We start from the raw sequence: 18,874 nt of genomic DNA, 5'->3' as shown, positions 1-18,874 counted from the left end.
TGAGATATGGGCGCACAACTCCGGGTCTACAAGCAGAAGATCTCTTCTGCGCAGACGACCAAGAAGATCACGAAGGCGATGGAGCTCATCGCGGCTTCGCGCATTCAGAAGGCGATGGCGCGGGTCAACGCGTCCTCGCCCTTCGCGCGGGCCGTGACCAGGGCCGTCTCTGCCGTCGCCACGCACTCCAACGTCGACCACCCGCTCACCCGCGAGCCCGAGAGGATCCGCCGCTCCGCGATCGTGATCTTCGCCTCCGATCGCGGACTCGCCGGCGCGTTCAACTCGCAGATCCTCCGCGAGGGCATGGAGCTCGCCGAGCTCCTGCGCTCGGAGGGTCGCGAGCCGGTGTTCTACCTCGTCGGCCGCCGGGCCGTCGGCTACTTCCAGTTCCGCGGCATCCAGGCCGCGGCGGAGTGGACCGGCGACACCGACACCCCGTCGTTCCACACGGCCGAGGCCATCTCGGCGTCGCTGCTGGAGGCGTTCGCGCGGGGCGGGGAGCAGAACGGCGTGGACGAGATCCACCTCGTCTACAACCGCTTCGTCAGCATGATGACGCAGTCGCCGGAGACGGTCCGCCTGCTTCCGCTGGAGATCGCAGAGGCCGACGAGGCCGACGCGTCGGCCGTCTACCCGCTCTACGAGTTCGAGCCGGACGCCGCGACGGTGCTCGACGCGATCCTGCCGGTGTACATCCAGAGCCGCGTCTTCAACGCCCTCCTGCAGTCGTCCGCCGCCAAGCAGGCCGCGACGCAGAAGGCGATGAAGTCGGCCAGCGACAACGCCGACAAGCTCATCACCGACTACACCCGCCTGCGCAACAACGCGCGTCAGGCGGAGATCACGCAGCAGATCGCCGAGATCGTCGGCGGCGCCGACGCCCTGGCGTCGAGCAAGTAAGACCCTCAGGAGAGAGACGAAGATATGACTGCCACCGCCACGGCCGAGAACGCCACGACGGTCGTCGGGCGCGTTGCTCGCGTCACCGGACCGGTCGTCGACATCGAGTTCCCGCACGACTCGATCCCCGACATCTACAACGCGCTGAAGACCACCATCACGATCGGCGACGAGTCGACCGAGATCACGCTCGAGGTCGCGCAGCACCTCGGCGACGATCTGGTGCGCGCCATCTCGCTGAAGCCGACCGACGGCATGGTCCGCGGCCAGGAGGTGCGCGACACCGGCGAGGCCATCTCGGTCCCCGTCGGCGACGTCACCAAGGGCAAGGTCTTCAACGTGATCGGCGAGGTCCTCAACGGCGAGCCCGGTGAGACCATCGAGGTCACCGAGCGCTGGCCGATCCACCGCAAGGCGCCGAACTTCGACCAGCTCGAGTCGAAGACCACGATGTTCGAGACCGGCATCAAGTCGATCGACCTGCTCACCCCGTACGTGCAGGGTGGCAAGATCGGCCTGTTCGGCGGTGCGGGCGTCGGCAAGACCGTCCTCATCCAGGAGATGATCCAGCGTGTCGCGCAGGACCACGGCGGCGTGTCCGTGTTCGCCGGCGTCGGCGAGCGCACCCGTGAGGGCAACGACCTCATCGCCGAGATGGAGGAGGCGGGGGTCTTCGACAAGACCGCCCTCGTCTTCGGCCAGATGGACGAGCCGCCGGGGACGCGCCTGCGCGTCGCGCTGAGCGCCCTGACCATGGCGGAGTACTTCCGCGATGTGCAGAAGCAGGACGTGCTGCTCTTCATCGACAACATCTTCCGCTTCACGCAGGCCGGATCCGAGGTCTCCACGCTGCTGGGCCGCATGCCGTCCGCGGTGGGCTACCAGCCCAACCTCGCCGACGAGATGGGTGTGCTCCAGGAGCGCATCACCTCCACGCGCGGTCACTCGATCACCTCGCTGCAGGCGATCTACGTGCCGGCCGACGACTACACCGACCCGGCCCCTGCCACGACGTTCGCGCACCTCGACGCGACCACCGAGCTCTCGCGCGAGATCGCCTCGAAGGGTCTGTACCCGGCGATCGACCCGCTGACCTCGACCTCGCGGATCATGGACCCCCGCTACCTGGGCGAGGACCACTACCGCGTGGCCACGACGGTCAAGCAGATCCTGCAGAAGAACAAGGAGCTGCAGGAGATCATCGCGATCCTCGGTGTCGACGAGCTCTCCGAAGAGGACAAGATCGTCGTCTCCCGCGCCCGCCGCATCCAGCAGTTCCTGTCCCAGAACACCTACATGGCGAAGAAGTTCACCGGTGTCGATGGCTCCACGGTGCCGCTCAAGGACACGATCGAGTCGTTCGACGCGATCTGCCGCGGTGACTTCGACCACGTCGCCGAGCAGGCCTTCTTCAACGTCGGCCCGATCTCGGACGTCGAGGAGAACTGGGCGCGCATCCAGAGGGAGAACGGCTGAGCATGGCTCTGCACGTCAGCCTCGTCTCCGCCGACGCGGAGGTCTGGACCGGAGAGGCCAGTCTCGTCGTCGCCAAGACCGTCGAGGGCGAGCTGGGCTTCATGTCCGGGCACGAGCCCGTGCTGGCCATCCTCGCCGAGGGTCAGGTCCGCATCACCCAGCTGGACGGGACCAAGGTCCTCGCCAGCGCCCGGGACGGATTCGTCTCGATGGAGGGCGACACCCTGACGATCGTCGCGGGCAACGCGGCGCTCGTCGCCTGATCGCACCCGTCTTTCGCGGAAGCGCCGGATCCCTTCGGGGGTCTGGCGCTTCCGCGCGTTCGCCGTTCCCGACCTGCGAGGAGTCCCGCGCATGATGATCCTGCTGCCGCCGTCGGAGACGAAGCGCCCCGGCGGGAAGAGGGGACCGGCGGATCCGTCCTCGTGGGCGCTGCCCGGTCTGCTGCCGCAGCGCGAGCAGGTGCTCGACGCGCTGGTCGCACTGGCCGCGGACGAGGGGGAGACGCGACGGGTCCTGAAGCTCAGCGAGAAGCAGCTCGCCGACGCGGTGCGCGACAACGGCGCCCTGCGCACCGCTCCGGTGCAGCCGGCCGTGGATCGGTACACCGGCGTCCTCTACGACGCGCTCGACGCGGCGTCGCTGGACGGGTACGCCCGGCGCTGGCTCGGCGCGCACGTGCGGATCCACAGCGCGCCGTTCGGCCCGGTGGGCGCCCTGGACCCGATCCCGTCCTACCGGCTGGGCGCGGCCGCCTCGATCCCGGGGCTGCCCGCGCTGCGCCGGCTGTGGGCGGACCGGGTCACGGCGGAGCTGGTGGCGGCGGCTCCGGACTTCGTGCTCGACCTGCGCTCCGAGGCCTATGTCGACCTCGGCCCCGTGCCGACCGGCGTGCCGTCGGCGTACGTGCGCGTCGTCACCGCGCAGGGAAGGGCCCTCAACCACTTCAACAAGCACGCCAAGGGCGCGCTCGTGCGCCGGCTCGCGGAGATGCGCCCGAGGATCGGCTCCCGGCGCACGCTGCTCGGCTGGGCGCGGCGGTCCGGGCTCGAACTGCGCGAGACGCAGGATCGTGGCGTGCTGGAGCTGGTGACGGATCAGCCGACCACGCGCAGTTAGTACGTGAGCGCGACGCCGGGACACGGTATGGTGATCGCGTCGGCGCGCCGCAAGGGGCGTCTGATGCACATGCATCTCAACCTGTTCCGGAGGGACACATGGATTCATACGGCTACGACAGCGGCGCGAGCGTCGCCGCTGCGCTGGGCATCTTCTTCTTCTTCCTGATCCTGCTCGTTCTGGTCTACGTCATCGGCTCGATCTTCATGATGAAGATCTTCGAGAAGGCCGGGGTGCAGGGGAAGTGGCGCGCCTGGGTTCCGGTCTACAACCAGATGATCTTCCTCAAGCTCGGTGACATGTCGCCGTGGCTCATCCTGATCCTGATGGTCGCGTCGATCATCCCGATCCTCAACTACCTGACCGGCATCGCGTCGTTCGTGATCCTCTCCATCGCCGCCTGGCGGGTGGGCCTGAAGCTGCAGAAGAGCGCGGGCTGGGTCGTCCTCTACGCCGCGGGTGCGATCACGGGCGGCCTCTGCTCGCTGATCTGGCTCGGCATCAACGCGTTCGACAAGTCGCGCTGGAACCCGAACATCGCCCCGGCCTCCTGGGCCGGCAACGGCTTCTTCGGAGACCGCACGGTGTGGCAGGGCATCCCTGTCCAGCCGTCCGCCGGCGCTCCCGCCGGCTACGGCGCGCCGCAGGGCTACCAGCCGCCGGCGCCGCAGGGCTACGCGGCCCCGGGCGCTCCGCAGCAGCCCGGCTACGGGCAGCAGCCGCAGGGCTACCAGACGCCGGCGACTCCGCAGCCGCCGCAGCCGGGCTACCAGCCGCCGCAGCAGGGCTTCCAGCCGCCTGCCGCGCCGCAGGTCCCGCCCGTGGTGCCGCCGCCCACCGGCGCCCCCGCTGCTCCGGCAGCGCCGCCGGCTCCGCCCGCACCGCCGGCGCCCCCGGCAGCCGCGCCGGACGCACCGACGAATGAGGAGCGACCCTCGGAGTGAGTGCTGACGACGCCCCCGGTCCCTGACCGGGGGCGTCGTCATGTCCGGGGCCGGACTCTCGTCCGCCGGGCGTGCGAGCGCTCTCCGTCTCTCTCGCCGAGGTGTCCGGCGCTGCGCGCCTTCGACCCTCGGTCGCTCGAGGGAAGAGCGCGAGCGCTCTCCGCCTCGCTCGCTCGGGTAGCGTGGAGGCATGAGTGCGCAACGTCGGGTCGGATCGTCCGGACTCCTGGTCTCCGCGGTGGGACTGGGCTGCAACAACTTCGGACGGGCGGGCACCGCGACGGAGACGCTCGAGGGGACCAGAGCCGTGCTCGACGCCGCGATCGACGGCGGTGTCACGTTCCTCGACACCGCCGACATCTACGGCAAGGAGCCGGGGCTGAGCGAGACCCTCATGGGCGAGGCCCTGCAGGGCCGCCGCGACCGGGTCGTCCTCGCCACCAAGTTCGGCCACGAGTCGCTCGGCATGGGCTACGACTTCCCCGCGGGGCTCGGATCCCGCCGCTATGTGCGCAAGGCCGTCGAGGAGTCGCTGCGGCGTCTGAACACCTCCTGGATCGACCTCTACCAGCTGCACACTCCGGATCCGCTCACCCCCATCGAGGAGACGCTCGACGCCCTCGAGGAACTGGTGCGCGAGGGCAAGATCCGCTACTTCGGCCACTCCAACTTCACCGGGTGGCAGATCGCGGAGGCCGAGCTGAGCGCGACCGGCAGCGCGCGGTTCATCTCCGCGCAGAACCAGTTCTCTCTGCTCTCCCGGGCCGCGGAACGCGAGGTGCTGCCCGCGGTGAACCGCTTCGGGCTCGGCTTCTTCCCGTTCTTCCCGCTGCACAACGGCCTGCTCACCGGCAAGTTCACGCGCGAGGGCGGGCCGGGGGAGAGCCGCATCATGCGGACGCGCTCGCACCTCTGGCAGAACGCCCCCTGGGACGCGCTGGAGGCGTACCGCGCCTTCTGCGACGCGCGCGGCATCACCATGCTGGAGGCCACCTTCGGCTGGCTGCTGGCGCAGCCGGGCGTCGCGTCCGTGATCGCCGGAGCCACCAGCCCGGCGCAGATCGAGGCGAACGCGCGCGCGGGGGAGGCCTGGTCGCCCTCCGCGGAGGACCTGGCGGCGATCGACGCACTGTTCCCCCTGCCCGCGGACCCCGCGGTCTGAGCCGCACGTCGAGGAGGCGAATCCACTACGATGTGTGAGATTTCAACGGTCGGACCGATCACCCGAGGACGGGGAGAACCGCAGTGACTCAGAGTTCGACGGCGAACACGCGCGAGGTGGCGCTGACGTCCGGCGACACGGTCGTCCTGCAATGGGCGGGGGCGACCGACACCGGGCGACGGCGGGAGACGAACCAGGATTCGTACCTGGCGGAGTTCCCGCTGTTCGTCGTGGCGGACGGGATGGGCGGCCACGCCGGCGGCGAGATCGCCAGCCAGCGCACGATCGCCCGGCTCGAGGAGGTCGTCGTCTCCGGCGACATCACCACCGGCACGATCGAGACCGCACTGGCCGCGGCCGTGACCGACATCACCGCGCACCCCGACACGACCGACGAGGGCACCGGAACCACGCTGACCGGAGTGCTCTTCGCCCTCGTCGACCAGGACGCCCGCTGGGTGACCCTGAACATCGGCGACTCGCGGGTGTACCTGCTCCGCGACGGCGCGCTCGCCCAGATCACCACGGACCACTCCGTGGTGCAGGAGCTGATCACCGCCGGCCGGCTCAGTCCGGAAGAGGCGGAGGGGCACCCGTACAGCAACGTCATCACCCGCGCCGTGGGCGTGAGCGAGGCGCTGCCGCCGGACTACCGCGAGCTGAGCGTCCAGGACGGCGACCGCTTCGTGATCTGCTCCGACGGGCTCACCAAGGAGCTCACGGACTACGGGATCCAGCACTTCCTCGGGCTCAACCCGACCCCGGACGCGGCGGTCACCGCGATGCTGTCCGCGGCGCTGGAGAACGGCGGTCGGGACAACGTGACGGTCATCGTGGTGGATGCGCATCGCCGCTCCGCTGCGTCCTCCACGAGCGCAGAGGCCTCTGCCGACGCCGCATCGGCCGCTGACGAGGCCGCCACCGTCGCCGAGCCCTCCGCGTCCTCCACCGAGGGCCGCGCCGAGGAGTAGTCCACGGGTTCGGTGCGCGGGTCGCCGCGGCCGGGAGATCAGGGCTGGGATGTCGGTATGGATCCCGCCGAGACGATCGTCCTGCCGTCCCCGTCCGCGCCGCCGCCGCGCGCCTCGCTGCCGCTGCTCGCCGCTGTCGTCCCGGTGGTCTCGGGGGTGGTGCTGTTCGCGGTGACGCGGTCGCCACTGTCGCTGTGCTTCGCGGCGCTCGGGCCGGTGATGATCCTCGCCTCGTTCCTCGACGGGCTGCGCCAGCGGCGCCGGGCGCTGCGGGAGGCCAGGGCCGAGGAGGCCGCGGCGTGGCAGCGCGCGGAGGAGGCCGTGACGGCGCGCGCCGATGCGGAGCGGCAGCGACGGCGCCGTGCGGCTCCGGATCTCGCGGCGTGCCTGGCGGAGGCGCCGCTGCGGCGCAGCGCGCTCGCAGGGGACGCCGAGGTGACGATCGGACGCGGGGACGGCCCGTCCCCGCTGCGGTTCAGCGGGACCGGGGAGCGGGCGGACGCGTTCCGGGCGCGGCACGGCACGATCTCCGGGGTGCCGGTCACGGCCGGGCTGCACGCGGGTGTGTGCGTGCGCGGCCCCGCGCCGCTCGTGCACGCGGTCGCGCGGGCGATGGTGCTGCAGCTGTGCCTGCGCCACGCTCCGGGCGCGATCCGGCTGGTCGGCGACGGCGTCGCCCTGCTCGGGCTGGCGGGGCTGCCGCAGGCCGGGGCGCACCGGCCCGATGCGACCGTCGTGCACGTCGGGGCGGAGCGCACGTTCTCCGCCGGTGCGCGTGTGGCGCTCGTGGCACCCGGGGCGCCGCCGCCGCCCGGCTACGAGGCGGTGATCGATGTCGCCGAGCCCGCTGTCGCCGAGATCCGTTCGCCGCACGGCGTGCGGACGTGCGCGGCCGAGGGGATCTCCAGGGAGCAGGCGGCGGCGCTGGTGCGGGTGCTCGCGGAGGGTGCGGCGACCGAGTCCACGATTCCGGCCGCCGTGTCCCTGCAGGAGGCGCTCGGCGCCGGCGCCGCGGCGCGGGCTGAGGCGGGCGGCGCCGGCGAAGGCCGCGCAGGGACAGGACTGGCGGCCGCGCTCGGTCGCGACGCCGAAGGGCCGGTCGTCGTCGATCTCGTCGCGGACGGCCCGCACGCGCTGGTCACCGGGGTGACCGGGGCAGGAAAGAGCGAGCTCCTGGTCAGCTGGGTGACGGCGATCGCCGCCACGGGCCCTGCGCGAGAGGCGGGGTTCGTGCTGGCGGACTTCAAGGGCGGCACCGCGTTCGAACCGCTGCGGGCGCTTCCGCACGTCGCCGCCGTGATCACCGACCTCGATGCGGGCGGTGCGGCCCGCGGCGTCCGCAGCCTGCGCGCCGAGCTGCGGCGCAGGGAGGAGGTGCTCGCGGCGCACGGGCTGCGCGGCATCGACGAGGCCGACGGGGTGCTGGGACGCCTGGTCATCGTCGTCGACGAGTTCGCGGCGCTGCTCCAGGAGCATCCCGACCTGACCGCGGTCTTCACCGACATCGCCGCGCGGGGGCGTGCGCTCGGCCTGCACCTGATCCTGGGGACCCAGCGTGCCACGGGCGTGGTCCGGGAGGCTCTGGCGGCGAACTGTCCGCTGCGGATCGCCCTGCGCGTCACGGATCCGGCCGACAGCCGCGCGATGATCGGCACGGACGCCGCGGCGGGACTCCCCGGCGACCTCGCGGGGCGCGGGCTCGCCCTCGTGCGCCGCCCGCAGGACGGGGCACCGGGGCTGTTCCGCGTCGCGAGGACCTCCGCACAGGAGCTGGCCGCGGTCGTCGAGCAGGCCGCGGGTCAGGAACGGGCGCGCAGCCCCTGGCTGCCCCCTCTACCGCTCCGCGTGAACCGGGCAGCGCTCGCGGATCCTGCGGGCGGCGGGATCGTGCTCGGCGTCGCCGACGAGCCGGAGCGCCAGCAGCAGCCGATCCGCACGCTGCGCGCCGGGGACGACCGGGGGCTGGTCGTCGTCGGCGGGCCGGGATCCGGCAAGAGCAGCGTGCTGCGGGCCGTCGCCGAGCAGGTTCCCGGATCGCTGGTCCTGCCTCCGGACCCGGAGCAGGCCTGGAGCATCGTGGACGACCTCGCGGACGGCCGGCGTGCGATGCCCGCGCTGCTCGCCGTCGACGACCTCGACCGGCAGCTCGCGGCGTTCCCGATCGAGTACGCCGGCGCCTGGGCCGAGCGTCTGCAGCGCGTGATCCGCATGGCCGGGGAGCACGGCGGGACGGTGCTGCTCAGCGCAGCGCGGTGCAACGGCCAGGTCGCCGCCCTTGCCGAGCTGCTGCCGTCGCGGGCGGTCCTGCGGACCTCCAGCCGGACCGAGCACCTCGCGGCGGGCGGCGAGACGAGCACGTTCGATCCAGGCCGCCCGCCGGGACGGGCGACGCTGGACGGGACCGAGCTGCAGTTCGCCCTGCCCGAGCGTGCGGCGGCGCCGGCCCCGGCGACGAGGAATCCGCTGTGGCAGCCGCGATGCGCACTCGTCGGGGTGGTGAGCACCACCCCGGCGCGGACCGCCGATGCCCTGGTGGCCCGGTTCGGTGATCGCGCGGTGCAGCTCCTCGCAGACGGCGCTCCGGCGGTGCCGCAGGAGGCGCGGAGGCCGTCCGGCGACCCGGTGCTGTCCGAGGCGCAGCGCGGTCGCCCCGAGCTGCCGGGGGACGGACGGGATCCGATGCTGCTCGTCGGCGACGCGGAGTCGTGGCAGCGGCAGTACGGGCTGTGGCAGCGCATCGTCCGGTCCGGCGAAGTCGTCGTGCTCGCCGAGGCGGCGCGCGAGCTGCGGACGCTCGCCGGCGTGCGGGAACTCCCGCCCTACGCCGTGCCCTTCGCGGGCCGGGCCTGGGCGATCGACCGGGACGGCAGGCCGTCGCGGGTGATCCTGCACGGCCCGCCTCGCGCATGATAGGGCGAGGCGGGTCGTGCGAGAGATCAGCCCAGCAGCTCGTCCAGCGGGGCGAGCGGCAGGCCGTGCGCGGTGGCCACGCCGGCGTTCGCGATGCGGCCGCCGGTCACGTTCAGGCCGCCGGCGAGCGCGGCGTCGGCGCGCAGCGCATCCTGCCAGCCGCGCGAGGCGATCGCTCGCACGTACGGCAGGGTCGCGTTCGTCAGGGCGGACGTGGAGGTGTTCGGCACCGCGCCCGGCATGTTGGCCACGCAGTAGAACACGGTGTCGTGCACGCGGAACGTGGGGTCGTCGTGCGTGGTCGGCCGGGTGTCCTCGAAGCAGCCGCCCTGGTCGACCGCGATGTCCACGAGCACGCTGCCCGGGCGCATCTGGCTCACCATGTCGTTCGTGACCAGCTTCGGCGCCTTCGCACCCGGGATCAGCACCGATCCGATCACGAGGTCCGAAGCGACGACGGCACGGCGCAGATCGAGCGGGTTCGACGCCGCCGTCTTCACCCGCCCGCCGAAGAAGTCGTCCAGGTAGCGCAGGCGCGCGATGTTGGTGTCGAAGATGGTCACGTCGGCGCCCATGCCGGCCGCGATCACCGCCGCGTTCGCACCGGCGACCCCGCCGCCGATCACGGTGACGGTCGCCGGACGCGTGCCGGGCACGCCCGACATCAGCAGGCCGAGCCCGCCGTGCGAGCGCATCAGCGTGTTCGCACCCACGATCGGGGCGAGACGTCCCGCCACCTCGCTCATCGGCGCCAGCAGCGGCAGCCCGCCGGAGGCGAGCTGCACCGTCTCGTACGCGATCGCTGTCATCCCGGACTCGGCGAGACGCTCGGTCAGCGGGCGGTCGGCGGCGAGGTGCAGGTACGTGAACAGCACCAGGTCGCTGCGGAAGCGGTGATACTCGCTGGCGATCGGCTCCTTCACCTTCAGCACCAGCTCGGCGCGTGCCCATACCTCGTCGGGGTCGTCGAGCAGCACCGCTCCGGCCTCGAGGTAGTCGGCATCCGACATGGAGGATCCGGCACCGGCGCCGGACTGCACGACGACCTCATGGCCGGCGACCACGAGATCGTGCACTCCGGCGGGCGTGAGCGCGACGCGGAACTCGTTGTTCTTGACCTCGGTGGGGACGGAAATCCTCATCGTGGCTCCTTTCTTCCCATGCGGGCCTGTCGTGCCCGCGGTCCAGGCCCCTTGTGGGAGCGCTCAGATTCCGGCGCCGGCGCGGATGGCGCCGACGTCGCTGCCGCCACCGAGGACGGCGAGAGGAAGGGCCGAGGCGAGGTCGTCGACCTGAGCGTCGGTCAGTGCGCCCGCGCGTGCGAGCAGGGTCGCGGCCGGAGCCGTCGAGCATCTTCAGCGCCACCGTGGCGCCACTCGGGGCGACCATGACCATGACCCCTTCGGCGCCGTGCTTCGTGAACACGCCGAGCTTCTCGGTCGCGATCGTGTCAGGGCGGCCGGGGCCCTCGATCGTCCACGGGTTCTCCCGCACCGCGCGCACCAGGGCGCCGGCGAAACGGTGCATCGCGAACGGCGAGCGCTCCGACGCGGTGCCGATCCGGTGCATCGCCCGGGCCAGACCGAGCAGCGTGATCGCGTGCACGGGGGCGCCGCAGCCGTCGATCGCGGTCGCCGCGATGCGCTCGCCGCTGAGCCGCTCCACGACCTCCTTGATGTGCTGCTGCAGCGGATGCTCCAGCGAAAGATAGCCGTCGGTGGGCCAGCCGGTGGCCACGCAGGCGCGCAGCATCGCCGCGTGCTTGCCGGAGCAGTTCATCCGGATCCGCGCCTTCCCGGCGTGGTCGCGGACCAGCTCGTCGCGGGTCGCGGAGTCGCCGGGCCAGTCCGCCGGGCAGCCCAGATCGTCCTCGGTGAGGCCGCCGGCGGCGAGCATCTCCCTGACCACGGCGACATGCCGATCGGTGCCGTTGTGGCTCGCGGTCGACATGCCCAGCTGCTCGCCGTCCAGCGGGGCGCCCGCGGTGAGGCAGGCGACGGCCTGCAGCGGCTTCATGCTCGAACGCGGCAGCACCAGCGCGTCCACGTTGCCGTGGCGCACCACGACCTCGCCCTCGGCGGAGAGCACGACCGCAGCCCCGGCGTGGCGGGACTCGATGAACCCGTTTCGTTCGACGACGGCGAGTTCCACGGCGTCCTGGACGGTCAGAGTCTGCAGCACGCATGCCAGCCTAGCGGTCGGCCCGGCCGCCGGACCGACGACCTGGCACGATGGATTCATGAGCCTCGGCACGCATCGCTACGCCCTCAGCACGACCTGGACCGGCAACCGCGGAACCGGCACCTCCGGGTATCGCGACTACGACCGCGCGAGCACGATCGTCGTCGCCGGCAAGCCCGAGCTGCTCGCCTCGGCGGACAAGCCGTTCCGCGGGGATCCGGCCCGATGGAACCCCGAGGATCTGCTGCTCGCCGCCCTTTCCGAGTGCCACCTGCTGTCGTATCTGCACGCGTGCGTGACGGCGGGCGTGGTCGTCGTGGACTACCGCGACGAGGCGACGGGGACCATGCAGGAGGACGGGCACGGCGGGGGAGCGTTCACCGAGGTCGTGCTGCACCCGGTCGTGACCGTGGCGGAGGAGTCGATGCGCGCGGCGGCCGAGGCCGCGCACGCGCAGGCGAACGCGTGGTGCTTCATCGCGAACTCGGTCTCGTTCCCGGTACGGCATGAGGCGACGATCCTGATCGCGGGGGAGCAGACGACGCCTGCGTGACGCCGGCTCAGCGGCGCTCGTGCGGTTCCTGCTCAGCGGCGCTCGTGCGGTTCCTGCTCAGCGGCGCTCGTGCGGCAGCGCCTGCCGGATCTTCTCGATCGCGCCCTGCGCGGGAACCTCGTTGTAGACCCCGGCGAGCTCCTGCCCGCTGAGCGCGTGGATCGCCGCCATGATCTCGTCGGTCGCGACCCGGCGAGCCCGACCCGATGTCGCCGCGCCGTGGTGGGACAGATCGAGCGGCTCGCCGAAGCGGATCGTCACGCGCGTGCCGAGCTTCGGCATGTTCGCTCCGACCGGCATGGCCTTGTCGGTTCCGATCACGCCCACGGGGACCACCAGGGCGCCGGTCTGCAGCGCGAGGAAGGCGGCGCCGGTGCGGCCCTTGTACAGGCGGCCGTCGGTCGAGCGCGTCCCCTCCGGGTACAGCGCCACGGCCAGCCCCTCGTCGAGCAGGCGACGCTGCTCGTCCAGGGCGTCGAGAGCGGCCTGCCCCGCGCCACGCCGCACCGGGATCGCGCCGACCGCGCGCATGAAGCTCGCGACCAGGCGGCCCTTGAAGCCGGTGCCCTCGAAGTAGCTCGACTTCGCGAGGAAATGCACGCGGCGGGGAGCGGCGACCGGGATCGCGATCGAGTCGATGAACGACAGGTGGTTCGAGGCGACGATGATCGGGCCGGTCTTCGGCACGTTCGCGCGTCCTTCGACACGCGGACGGTACACGAGCCGCGCGAGCGGGGCCAGGATCAGCCGTCCGAGCAGGTAGGTCGCACCGGCGCGGTGCAGGTCGGCCGCGACGTCCTCGTCGACAGCGGCCGCCGCATCGGATCCAGGGTCCTGAGTCACCCGACAAGGCTAGATCAGAATCCATTCCGTCGACGGCATGCGCTCAGGACGCCCTCGCAGGGGGAGCCCGCGGACGTCATCTCCCAGGCCCGGCGGACCTCCCGTTCAGCGGCGGCAAAGCGGAATGGTGCAGGATGGGCGAGTTCGTCTCTACGTCTCGAGGTCTTCCGTGCGCATCCGTCTCGCCGCTGCTCTGTCCGCTGTCGCTGCGACAGCCCTCCTGCTGTCGGGCTGCGCGGGTGCCGCGAACCCGTCGGCCTCGCCCTCGCCGTCCGCATCCTCCAAATGCCTGCTCGACGCCAAGCCGGGCAAGGTGTCCGACGCCGTCAAGGTGGACGGAACGGGCAAGGACCTGAAGGTGACGTCGCCGTCCGCCGCAGACGTCGACGCCCTCACCGCCGCCCAGCGCACCGTGGTGAAGAAGGGCAGCGGCAAGGACGTCGTCTCCGGAGACCTGGTCTCCGTGCAGTACCGGATCGTCAACGCCACCGACAACAGCGTCATGGACTCGAGCTCCCGCGGCGAGGACGACCAGCTGCCCGTCCTGCTCGACCCGCAGCAGCAGTCGCTGTTCGTGGTCGCGCTGGAGTGTCAGCCGCTGGGCTCCGCCGTCGCGCTGGTGCTGCCCAGCAAGCTGCTCGGACAGGACGGCAAGCCGCTCGTCGTCTACGCGCAGTCCACGAAGAAGCTGCCCACCGTCGCGACGGGCAAGTCCGTCGCCCCGGAGGCGGGCATGCCCACCGTGAAGCTCGCGAAGAACGGCGAGCCGACCATCACGGTGCCGAAGGCGGATCCGCCCACCGAGACCAAGATCTCCGTGCTCAAGCAGGGCGACGGCCCCACCGTGGCCAGCGGCGACTTCGTCGTGGTGCAGTACACGGGCGTGACCTGGGCCGACGGCAAGGTGTTCGACTCGAGCTGGAAGCGCGGCGCCCCGACCCAGTTCCAGACCACCGGTGTCGTGCCCGGCTTCCAGAAGGCGCTCGAGGGGCAGAAGGTCGGATCGCAGGTGCTCGCCACGATCCCGCCGGCCGACGGCTACGGGGCCACCGCGCAGGGTGCCATTCCCGCCAACTCGACGCTCGTGTTCGTCGTCGACATCCTCGGCACCATCCCGGCGGTCGCGGCCGCCCAGTAGCAGGCGCTCGGCGTTCCGGCGCCGGGACGGCGCGCCGCCTAGGCTGAACCCATGCGTCGCGTCATCGTCCTCGGCTCCACCGGCTCCATCGGCACTCAGGCCCTGGACGTGATCAGGGCGAATCCGGACCGGTTCGAACTGGTCGGGCTCGCCGCCGGGTCGCAGGCGGAGCAGCTCGCCGCGCAGGCGGAGGAGTTCGACGTCGACGACACGGCGCTCGGGGCGGCGGAGGCCGAGCAGCTCGTCCGCGACGTCGACGCCGACGTCGTGCTGAACGCGATCACGGGCTCGATCGGTCTGGGATCCACGCTCGCCGCGCTCAAGGCAGGGCGCACCCTCGCGCTCGCGAACAAGGAGTCGCTGATCGTGGGCGGCGCGCTGGTCACCGCCCTCGCCGCGCCCGGGCAGATCACGCCCGTCGACTCCGAGCATTCCGCGCTCGCCCAGGCGCTCCGATCCGGGACCAAGCAGGAGGTGCGCCGCCTGGTCGTGACCGCATCCGGCGGCCCCTTCCGCGGCCGCACCCGCGACGAGATGGGGGGGATCACGCCGGCCGAGGCGCTCGCCCACCCGACCTGGGACATGGGCAGGATGGTCACCACGAACTCCGCCACCCTCGTCAACAAGGGGCTCGAGGTGATCGAGGCACACCTGCTCTTCGACATCGACTACGAGCGGATCGACGTCGTGGTGCACCCGCAGTCGATCGTGCACTCGATGGTCGAGTTCGTCGACGGCTCCACGATCGCGCAGGCCTCCCCGCCCGACATGCGCCTGCCGATCTCGCTGGGACTGGACTGGCCGAACCGGGTCGGCGGCGTCGGACACCCGCTGGACTGGACCAGGGCTTCCCGGTGGACCTTCGAGCCGCTGGACGGCAAGGCCTTCCCCGCCGTCGGACTCGCGAAGAAGGTCGGCAGGGCGGGACGGACCTATCCCGCCGTCTACAACGCCGCGAACGAGCAGGCCGTGAACGCGTTCCACGAGGGGCGCCTGTCGTTCCTCGGGATCGTCGACACGATCGAGCGCGTGGTCGACGCCCACGACCCGCCCGAGGTGCTCACCGTGGAGTCGCTGGCCGACGCCGAGGCGTGGGCGCGGGCGAGCGCCGACCATGCGATCGCGAAGCTGTCCTGAGGCCGGCAGCGCGCGCGTCGGGGGAGAGTCCGGCCAACGGCACGGCGGTTTCCTAGCCCGGCACCGGTAGCGTGGCGGCGTGGAGATCCTGCTTTACGTCGGCGGCCTGCTCTTCGTGCTGGTCGGGCTCGGCGTCTCGATCGCCCTGCACGAGCTCGGCCATCTGGTGCCGGCCAAGCTGTTCGGCGTGCACGTCGGGCAGTACATGATCGGCTTCGGCCCTCGGCTGTTCTCGAAGCGGATCGGGGAGACCGAGTACGGCGTGAAGGCGCTGCCGGTCGGCGGGTTCATCTCGATGTCGGGCATGTACCCGCCGTCGCCGGACGCGGCGGACGGCGCGGAGAACGCGTCCCGGGGCGCCTTCCGGGCGCTCATCCAGGATGCCAGGGCCGCGAACGACGAGACCATCGACCCGGAGCGGGCGAGCCGGGTGTTCTATCTGCTGCCCGTCTGGAAGCGGATCATCGTCATGCTCGGCGGTCCGTTCATGAACCTGGTGCTCGCGCTCGTGATCTTCACGGTGCTGCTCTCCGGGATCGGGATCCAGCAGGGCACCACGACGATCGCCTCGGTGTCGCAGTGCGTGCTGCCCGCGGGATCCACGCAGACGACGTGCACCTCGTCCGACCCGGTCGCTCCCGCGGCGAAGGCCGGGATCAAGCCAGGAGACCGGATCGTGTCGGTGGACGGGAAGGCCGTCTCGACCTTCGCCGAGGCGAGCGCGATCATCCAGGCGTCTCCGGGCAGGACCATCCCGCTCGTCGTGCAGCGCGGGGGGTCCGAGGTGACCCTGCAGCTGACCCCCGTGGCCGCGCAGCGCCAGGCGGTGGATGCGAACGGCGGAGCCGTCGTCGACGACAAGGGCCACGCGGTCATGCACACCGTCGGCTACGCCGGCGTCGGAGCCCGGCTCGCCTACGTGCGGCAGCCGCTCACGGCGGGCGTCGAGCAGGCCGTGAGCAACACGGGGGCTGTCGTCTCGCTGATCGCCAACCTGCCGGTCCGGCTCTGGGACGTCGGCGTCTCGCTGGCGACCGGCGCGCCTCGCGACCCGAACGGCCCGCTCAGCGTGGTCGGCGTGGGGCGGATCGCCGGAGAGGTCGCCGCCGCGGACGCACCGCTGCTGAACCGCTTCGCCGTGCTCTTGAGCCTGATGGGCTCGCTGAACATCGCACTGTTCGTGTTCAACCTGGTCCCGCTGCTGCCCCTGGACGGCGGGCACGTCGTGGTCGCGCTCTGGGACGGACTGAAGCGGGCGTGGGCGAAGCTGTTCCGCCGTCCGCCGCCGAAGCCGGTCGACGCGACCCGGCTCGTGCCGCTCACGATCGTCGTCGCGGGGATCCTGATCGCGATGGGCGCGCTGCTGCTCGCGGCCGACCTGTTCAACCCGGTCAAGCTGCCGACCTGACCCGAGCGGCGCCACGATGGCCGCGCGCCGACCTGACCCGAGCGGCGCCTCGATGGCCGCGCGCCGACCTGACCCGAGCGGCGCCACGATGGCCGCGCGCCGACCTCCCGGGCCCTGCGACCCTCGTCAGCGCAGCGCGTGCGCGACCAGGCGCTGCAGGGTCGTCATGCCGTCGCGGGACAGGATCGACTCCAGGTGGCCCTGCACCGAGGCGAAGCCGTGGCCGCGCAGCGCGTACACGTCGCCGGTCTCCGGGTCCGCGGACACCTCGGCCTGCCCTGCGGCGGTCGTGCCCGGTGCGACCCGGGCGGTGAAGGTGTTGTAGAAGCCGATCGAGGCCTCCTCGCCGAACACCGGCACCGACTTCTGCAGCCCCTGGTGCGGGCTGGCCAGCGGGGCGAGCTCGAGGCCGAGCCCGTCCGCGAGGATCTGGTGGCTGAGGCACACGGCGAGCAGCGGTCGGCCGGCGTCGCGGCGTCGGCCGACCAGCGCCCGCATCCGGGCGATTCGGGGCGAGGATCCGTCCCGGGGATCCCCGGGCCCGGGACCGGCGACGAGCAGATCTGCGGCGTCGATCTCGGCGTCCTCCGCCGCGGCCCAGGACACGATCCGCACGTCCAGGCCGAGATGACGGAGCTGGTGCGCGAGCATCGTCGTGAAGCGGTCCTCGGCATCGACGACGACCGCGGTGCGCCCCGCGAACGGGGTCGGCGCCGCAGCCTCCGCCGCGCCGTCCTGCGGATTCATCCAGAACTCGGCCAGGCGCGCGTTCCGCGAGGCCAGCAGGTGCTGGACCGCGGGGTCGTCCCCGGGCGTCGGGCCGGCCCCAGGGGCGTCCGGATCCTCGCGCGCCTCCGCGGCGGCGTCGCGGGCGACGGCGCCGATCGCGCCGAGCACGCCCGCGGCCTTGCCGTGCGTCTCGCCGACCTCGCCCGCCGGATCCGAGTGGCGCACCAGCGTCGCCCCGACCGGCACACTGAGCTCGCCGTCCTTCAGATACACCGTGCGGATCAGGATCGGCGCGTCCAGGTCGTGGCCGCCCGCCTCGTTCGGGCTGAACAGGGCCGCGACCCCGGAGTAGTAGCCGCGGGGCTTGCGCTCGTGCCGGCGGATCACCGTGCACGCGTTCTGCATGGGGGATCCGGTCACGGTCGGCGCGAACATGGTCTCCCGCAGGATCTCGCGCGGGTCGAGGCGGCTCCTGCCGCGCAGCATGTACTCGGTGTGCGTGAGCCGCGACATCTGCTTGAGGTGCGGGCCGGTGATCCGTCCGCCGTCCGAGCAGACCGCGCTCATCATCTTGAGCTCTTCATCGACCACCATGAACAGCTCCTCGGTCTCCTTCGTGGAGGAGAGGAACTCGGTGAGCGCCGCGGTGGTCGATCCGCCGGCCGGGTGCCGGAAGGTGCCGGAGATCGGGTTCATCGTGACCACGCCGCCCTGCGCCACCACGTGCGCCTCCGGGCTCGCGCCGACCGCGATGACCCCGGGAGTGACCACGGCGAACGTCCAGTACGCCCCGCGCTCGTGCTCGAGCAGCGCGCGGAACCAGGTCAGCGCAGCGATCCGCTCCGCGTCGTCCGCGGTCGTGTCGATCCTGGCCGTGTAGTCGCGGCGGATCACGAAGTTCGCGCCTTCGCCGCGGCCGATCTCGTCGGCGATCACGCGCTCGACGATCGCCGCGTACTCTTCATCGCTGAGGTCGAAGCCGCCGTCGTGCAGCGCGACGGGCGCGGTGGGGAGCGCCGCGCGCACCTCGTCGGCGGGCAGGTGCAGATGCTCGTCGACCAGCAGACAGCGCAGCGGGGCGCCGTCGTCCTGGGCCTCGAAGCCGCGCTCGCGGACCTGGCGGTACGGCACCATCGCGAACACCTCGCGACGGTCGTCGCCCGATCCGAGCGGGATGTCGGCGAGGTTCTCGACATCGATCAGCGAGCCGGTCAGCAGCTCCACGCTGCCGGATCCCTCCCGGGCGAGCAGCACGAAGGAGGTCTCGTCCGCGAGCGCGCGGATCCGATCGGCAGTGGTCATCGAGGAGCTCCTGAAAGGGGGATCCGGCGCGGCAGAAACGACAAGACCGCCCCGGAAGGCGGTCTGGATCGTGGAACGCGAACTCACCGCCTAGGAGG

15 protein-coding genes and 1 pseudogene are annotated in these 18,874 nt (G+C 72.0%); 12 read left to right on the top strand and 4 right to left on the bottom strand.

Annotated features, from left to right (window positions below):
- Positions 1 to 6: 6 nt before the first annotated feature.
- From ACTJJZ_RS13920 to ACTJJZ_RS13885, 8 genes are all read left to right on the top strand, one after another.
- On the top strand, positions 7 to 903 hold the full coding sequence (locus tag ACTJJZ_RS13920; protein ID WP_440721784.1) for a F0F1 ATP synthase subunit gamma: 897 nt from the start codon (positions 7 to 9) through the stop codon (positions 901 to 903).
- Between the two features lie 24 nt (positions 904 to 927).
- Positions 928 to 2,379: a F0F1 ATP synthase subunit beta gene (gene atpD / locus ACTJJZ_RS13915; RefSeq protein ID WP_440721783.1), complete on the top strand. Its 1,452-nt coding sequence runs from the start codon at positions 928 to 930 to the stop codon at positions 2,377 to 2,379.
- 2 nt (positions 2,380 to 2,381) lie between these two features.
- Positions 2,382 to 2,642 (top strand): F0F1 ATP synthase subunit epsilon, encoded by a 261-nt coding sequence (locus ACTJJZ_RS13910; RefSeq protein WP_440721782.1) that lies wholly within the window; start codon positions 2,382 to 2,384, stop codon positions 2,640 to 2,642.
- A 91-nt stretch (positions 2,643 to 2,733) separates the two neighbouring features.
- Entirely contained in the window at positions 2,734 to 3,498 is a 765-nt protein-coding gene (locus ACTJJZ_RS13905) for a YaaA family protein (RefSeq protein WP_440721781.1), read from the top strand.
- Between the two features lie 98 nt (positions 3,499 to 3,596).
- A complete protein-coding gene (locus ACTJJZ_RS13900) occupies positions 3,597 to 4,442 on the top strand; it encodes a large exoprotein (protein ID WP_440721780.1) in 846 nt (281 codons plus the stop codon).
- Positions 4,443 to 4,632: 190 nt separating this feature from the next.
- On the top strand, positions 4,633 to 5,604 hold the full coding sequence (locus tag ACTJJZ_RS13895; RefSeq protein WP_440721779.1) for an aldo/keto reductase: 972 nt from the start codon (positions 4,633 to 4,635) through the stop codon (positions 5,602 to 5,604).
- Between the two features lie 83 nt (positions 5,605 to 5,687).
- Positions 5,688 to 6,575: a PP2C family protein-serine/threonine phosphatase gene (locus ACTJJZ_RS13890; RefSeq protein WP_440721778.1), complete on the top strand. Its 888-nt coding sequence runs from the start codon at positions 5,688 to 5,690 to the stop codon at positions 6,573 to 6,575.
- 57 nt (positions 6,576 to 6,632) lie between these two features.
- Entirely contained in the window at positions 6,633 to 9,485 is a 2,853-nt protein-coding gene (locus tag ACTJJZ_RS13885; RefSeq protein ID WP_440721777.1) for an FtsK/SpoIIIE domain-containing protein, read from the top strand.
- A 26-nt stretch (positions 9,486 to 9,511) separates the two neighbouring features.
- On the opposite strand, the gene ald is transcribed toward ACTJJZ_RS13885, so the two are convergent.
- Positions 9,512 to 10,627 (bottom strand): alanine dehydrogenase, encoded by a 1,116-nt coding sequence (ald, locus tag ACTJJZ_RS13880; RefSeq protein ID WP_440721776.1) that lies wholly within the window; start codon positions 10,625 to 10,627, stop codon positions 9,512 to 9,514.
- Positions 10,628 to 10,690: 63 nt separating this feature from the next.
- Positions 10,691 to 11,666, bottom strand: a pseudogene (locus tag ACTJJZ_RS13875) (asparaginase).
- Between the two features lie 58 nt (positions 11,667 to 11,724).
- On the opposite strand from ACTJJZ_RS13875, the gene ACTJJZ_RS13870 reads away from it, so the two are divergent.
- Positions 11,725 to 12,219, top strand: a complete 495-nt coding sequence (locus tag ACTJJZ_RS13870) for an OsmC family protein (RefSeq protein ID WP_440721775.1) — start codon at positions 11,725 to 11,727, stop codon at positions 12,217 to 12,219.
- Positions 12,220 to 12,276: 57 nt separating this feature from the next.
- On the opposite strand, the gene ACTJJZ_RS13865 is transcribed toward ACTJJZ_RS13870, so the two are convergent.
- Positions 12,277 to 13,062 (bottom strand): lysophospholipid acyltransferase family protein, encoded by a 786-nt coding sequence (locus ACTJJZ_RS13865; protein WP_440721774.1) that lies wholly within the window; start codon positions 13,060 to 13,062, stop codon positions 12,277 to 12,279.
- 169 nt (positions 13,063 to 13,231) lie between these two features.
- Here ACTJJZ_RS13865 and ACTJJZ_RS13860 point away from each other — a divergent pair, with 169 nt between their 5' ends.
- From ACTJJZ_RS13860 to ACTJJZ_RS13850, 3 genes are all read left to right on the top strand, one after another.
- Positions 13,232 to 14,200, top strand: coding sequence for an FKBP-type peptidyl-prolyl cis-trans isomerase (locus ACTJJZ_RS13860; RefSeq protein WP_440721773.1), 969 nt, complete (start codon positions 13,232 to 13,234; stop codon positions 14,198 to 14,200).
- A 51-nt stretch (positions 14,201 to 14,251) separates the two neighbouring features.
- The gene (dxr, locus tag ACTJJZ_RS13855; RefSeq protein ID WP_440721772.1) at positions 14,252 to 15,337 is read left to right on the top strand and encodes a 1-deoxy-D-xylulose-5-phosphate reductoisomerase; all 1,086 of its coding nucleotides are present in this window, start codon (positions 14,252 to 14,254) and stop codon (positions 15,335 to 15,337) included.
- Between the two features lie 79 nt (positions 15,338 to 15,416).
- Positions 15,417 to 16,745 (top strand): M50 family metallopeptidase, encoded by a 1,329-nt coding sequence (locus ACTJJZ_RS13850; RefSeq protein ID WP_440721771.1) that lies wholly within the window; start codon positions 15,417 to 15,419, stop codon positions 16,743 to 16,745.
- A gap of 126 nt (positions 16,746 to 16,871) precedes the next feature.
- Here the strand turns inward: ACTJJZ_RS13850 and ACTJJZ_RS13845 are convergent, their stop codons facing one another.
- A complete protein-coding gene (locus ACTJJZ_RS13845; RefSeq protein ID WP_440721770.1) occupies positions 16,872 to 18,776 on the bottom strand; it encodes a chorismate-binding protein in 1,905 nt (634 codons plus the stop codon).
- Between the last annotated feature and the right edge of the window lie 98 nt (positions 18,777 to 18,874).

It is taken from the genome of Microbacterium sp. 22242, from assembly GCF_052045495.1.
Taxonomy (GTDB): domain Bacteria; phylum Actinomycetota; class Actinomycetes; order Actinomycetales; family Microbacteriaceae; genus Microbacterium.
This window is presented reverse-complemented; position numbering and strand designations above follow the sequence as displayed.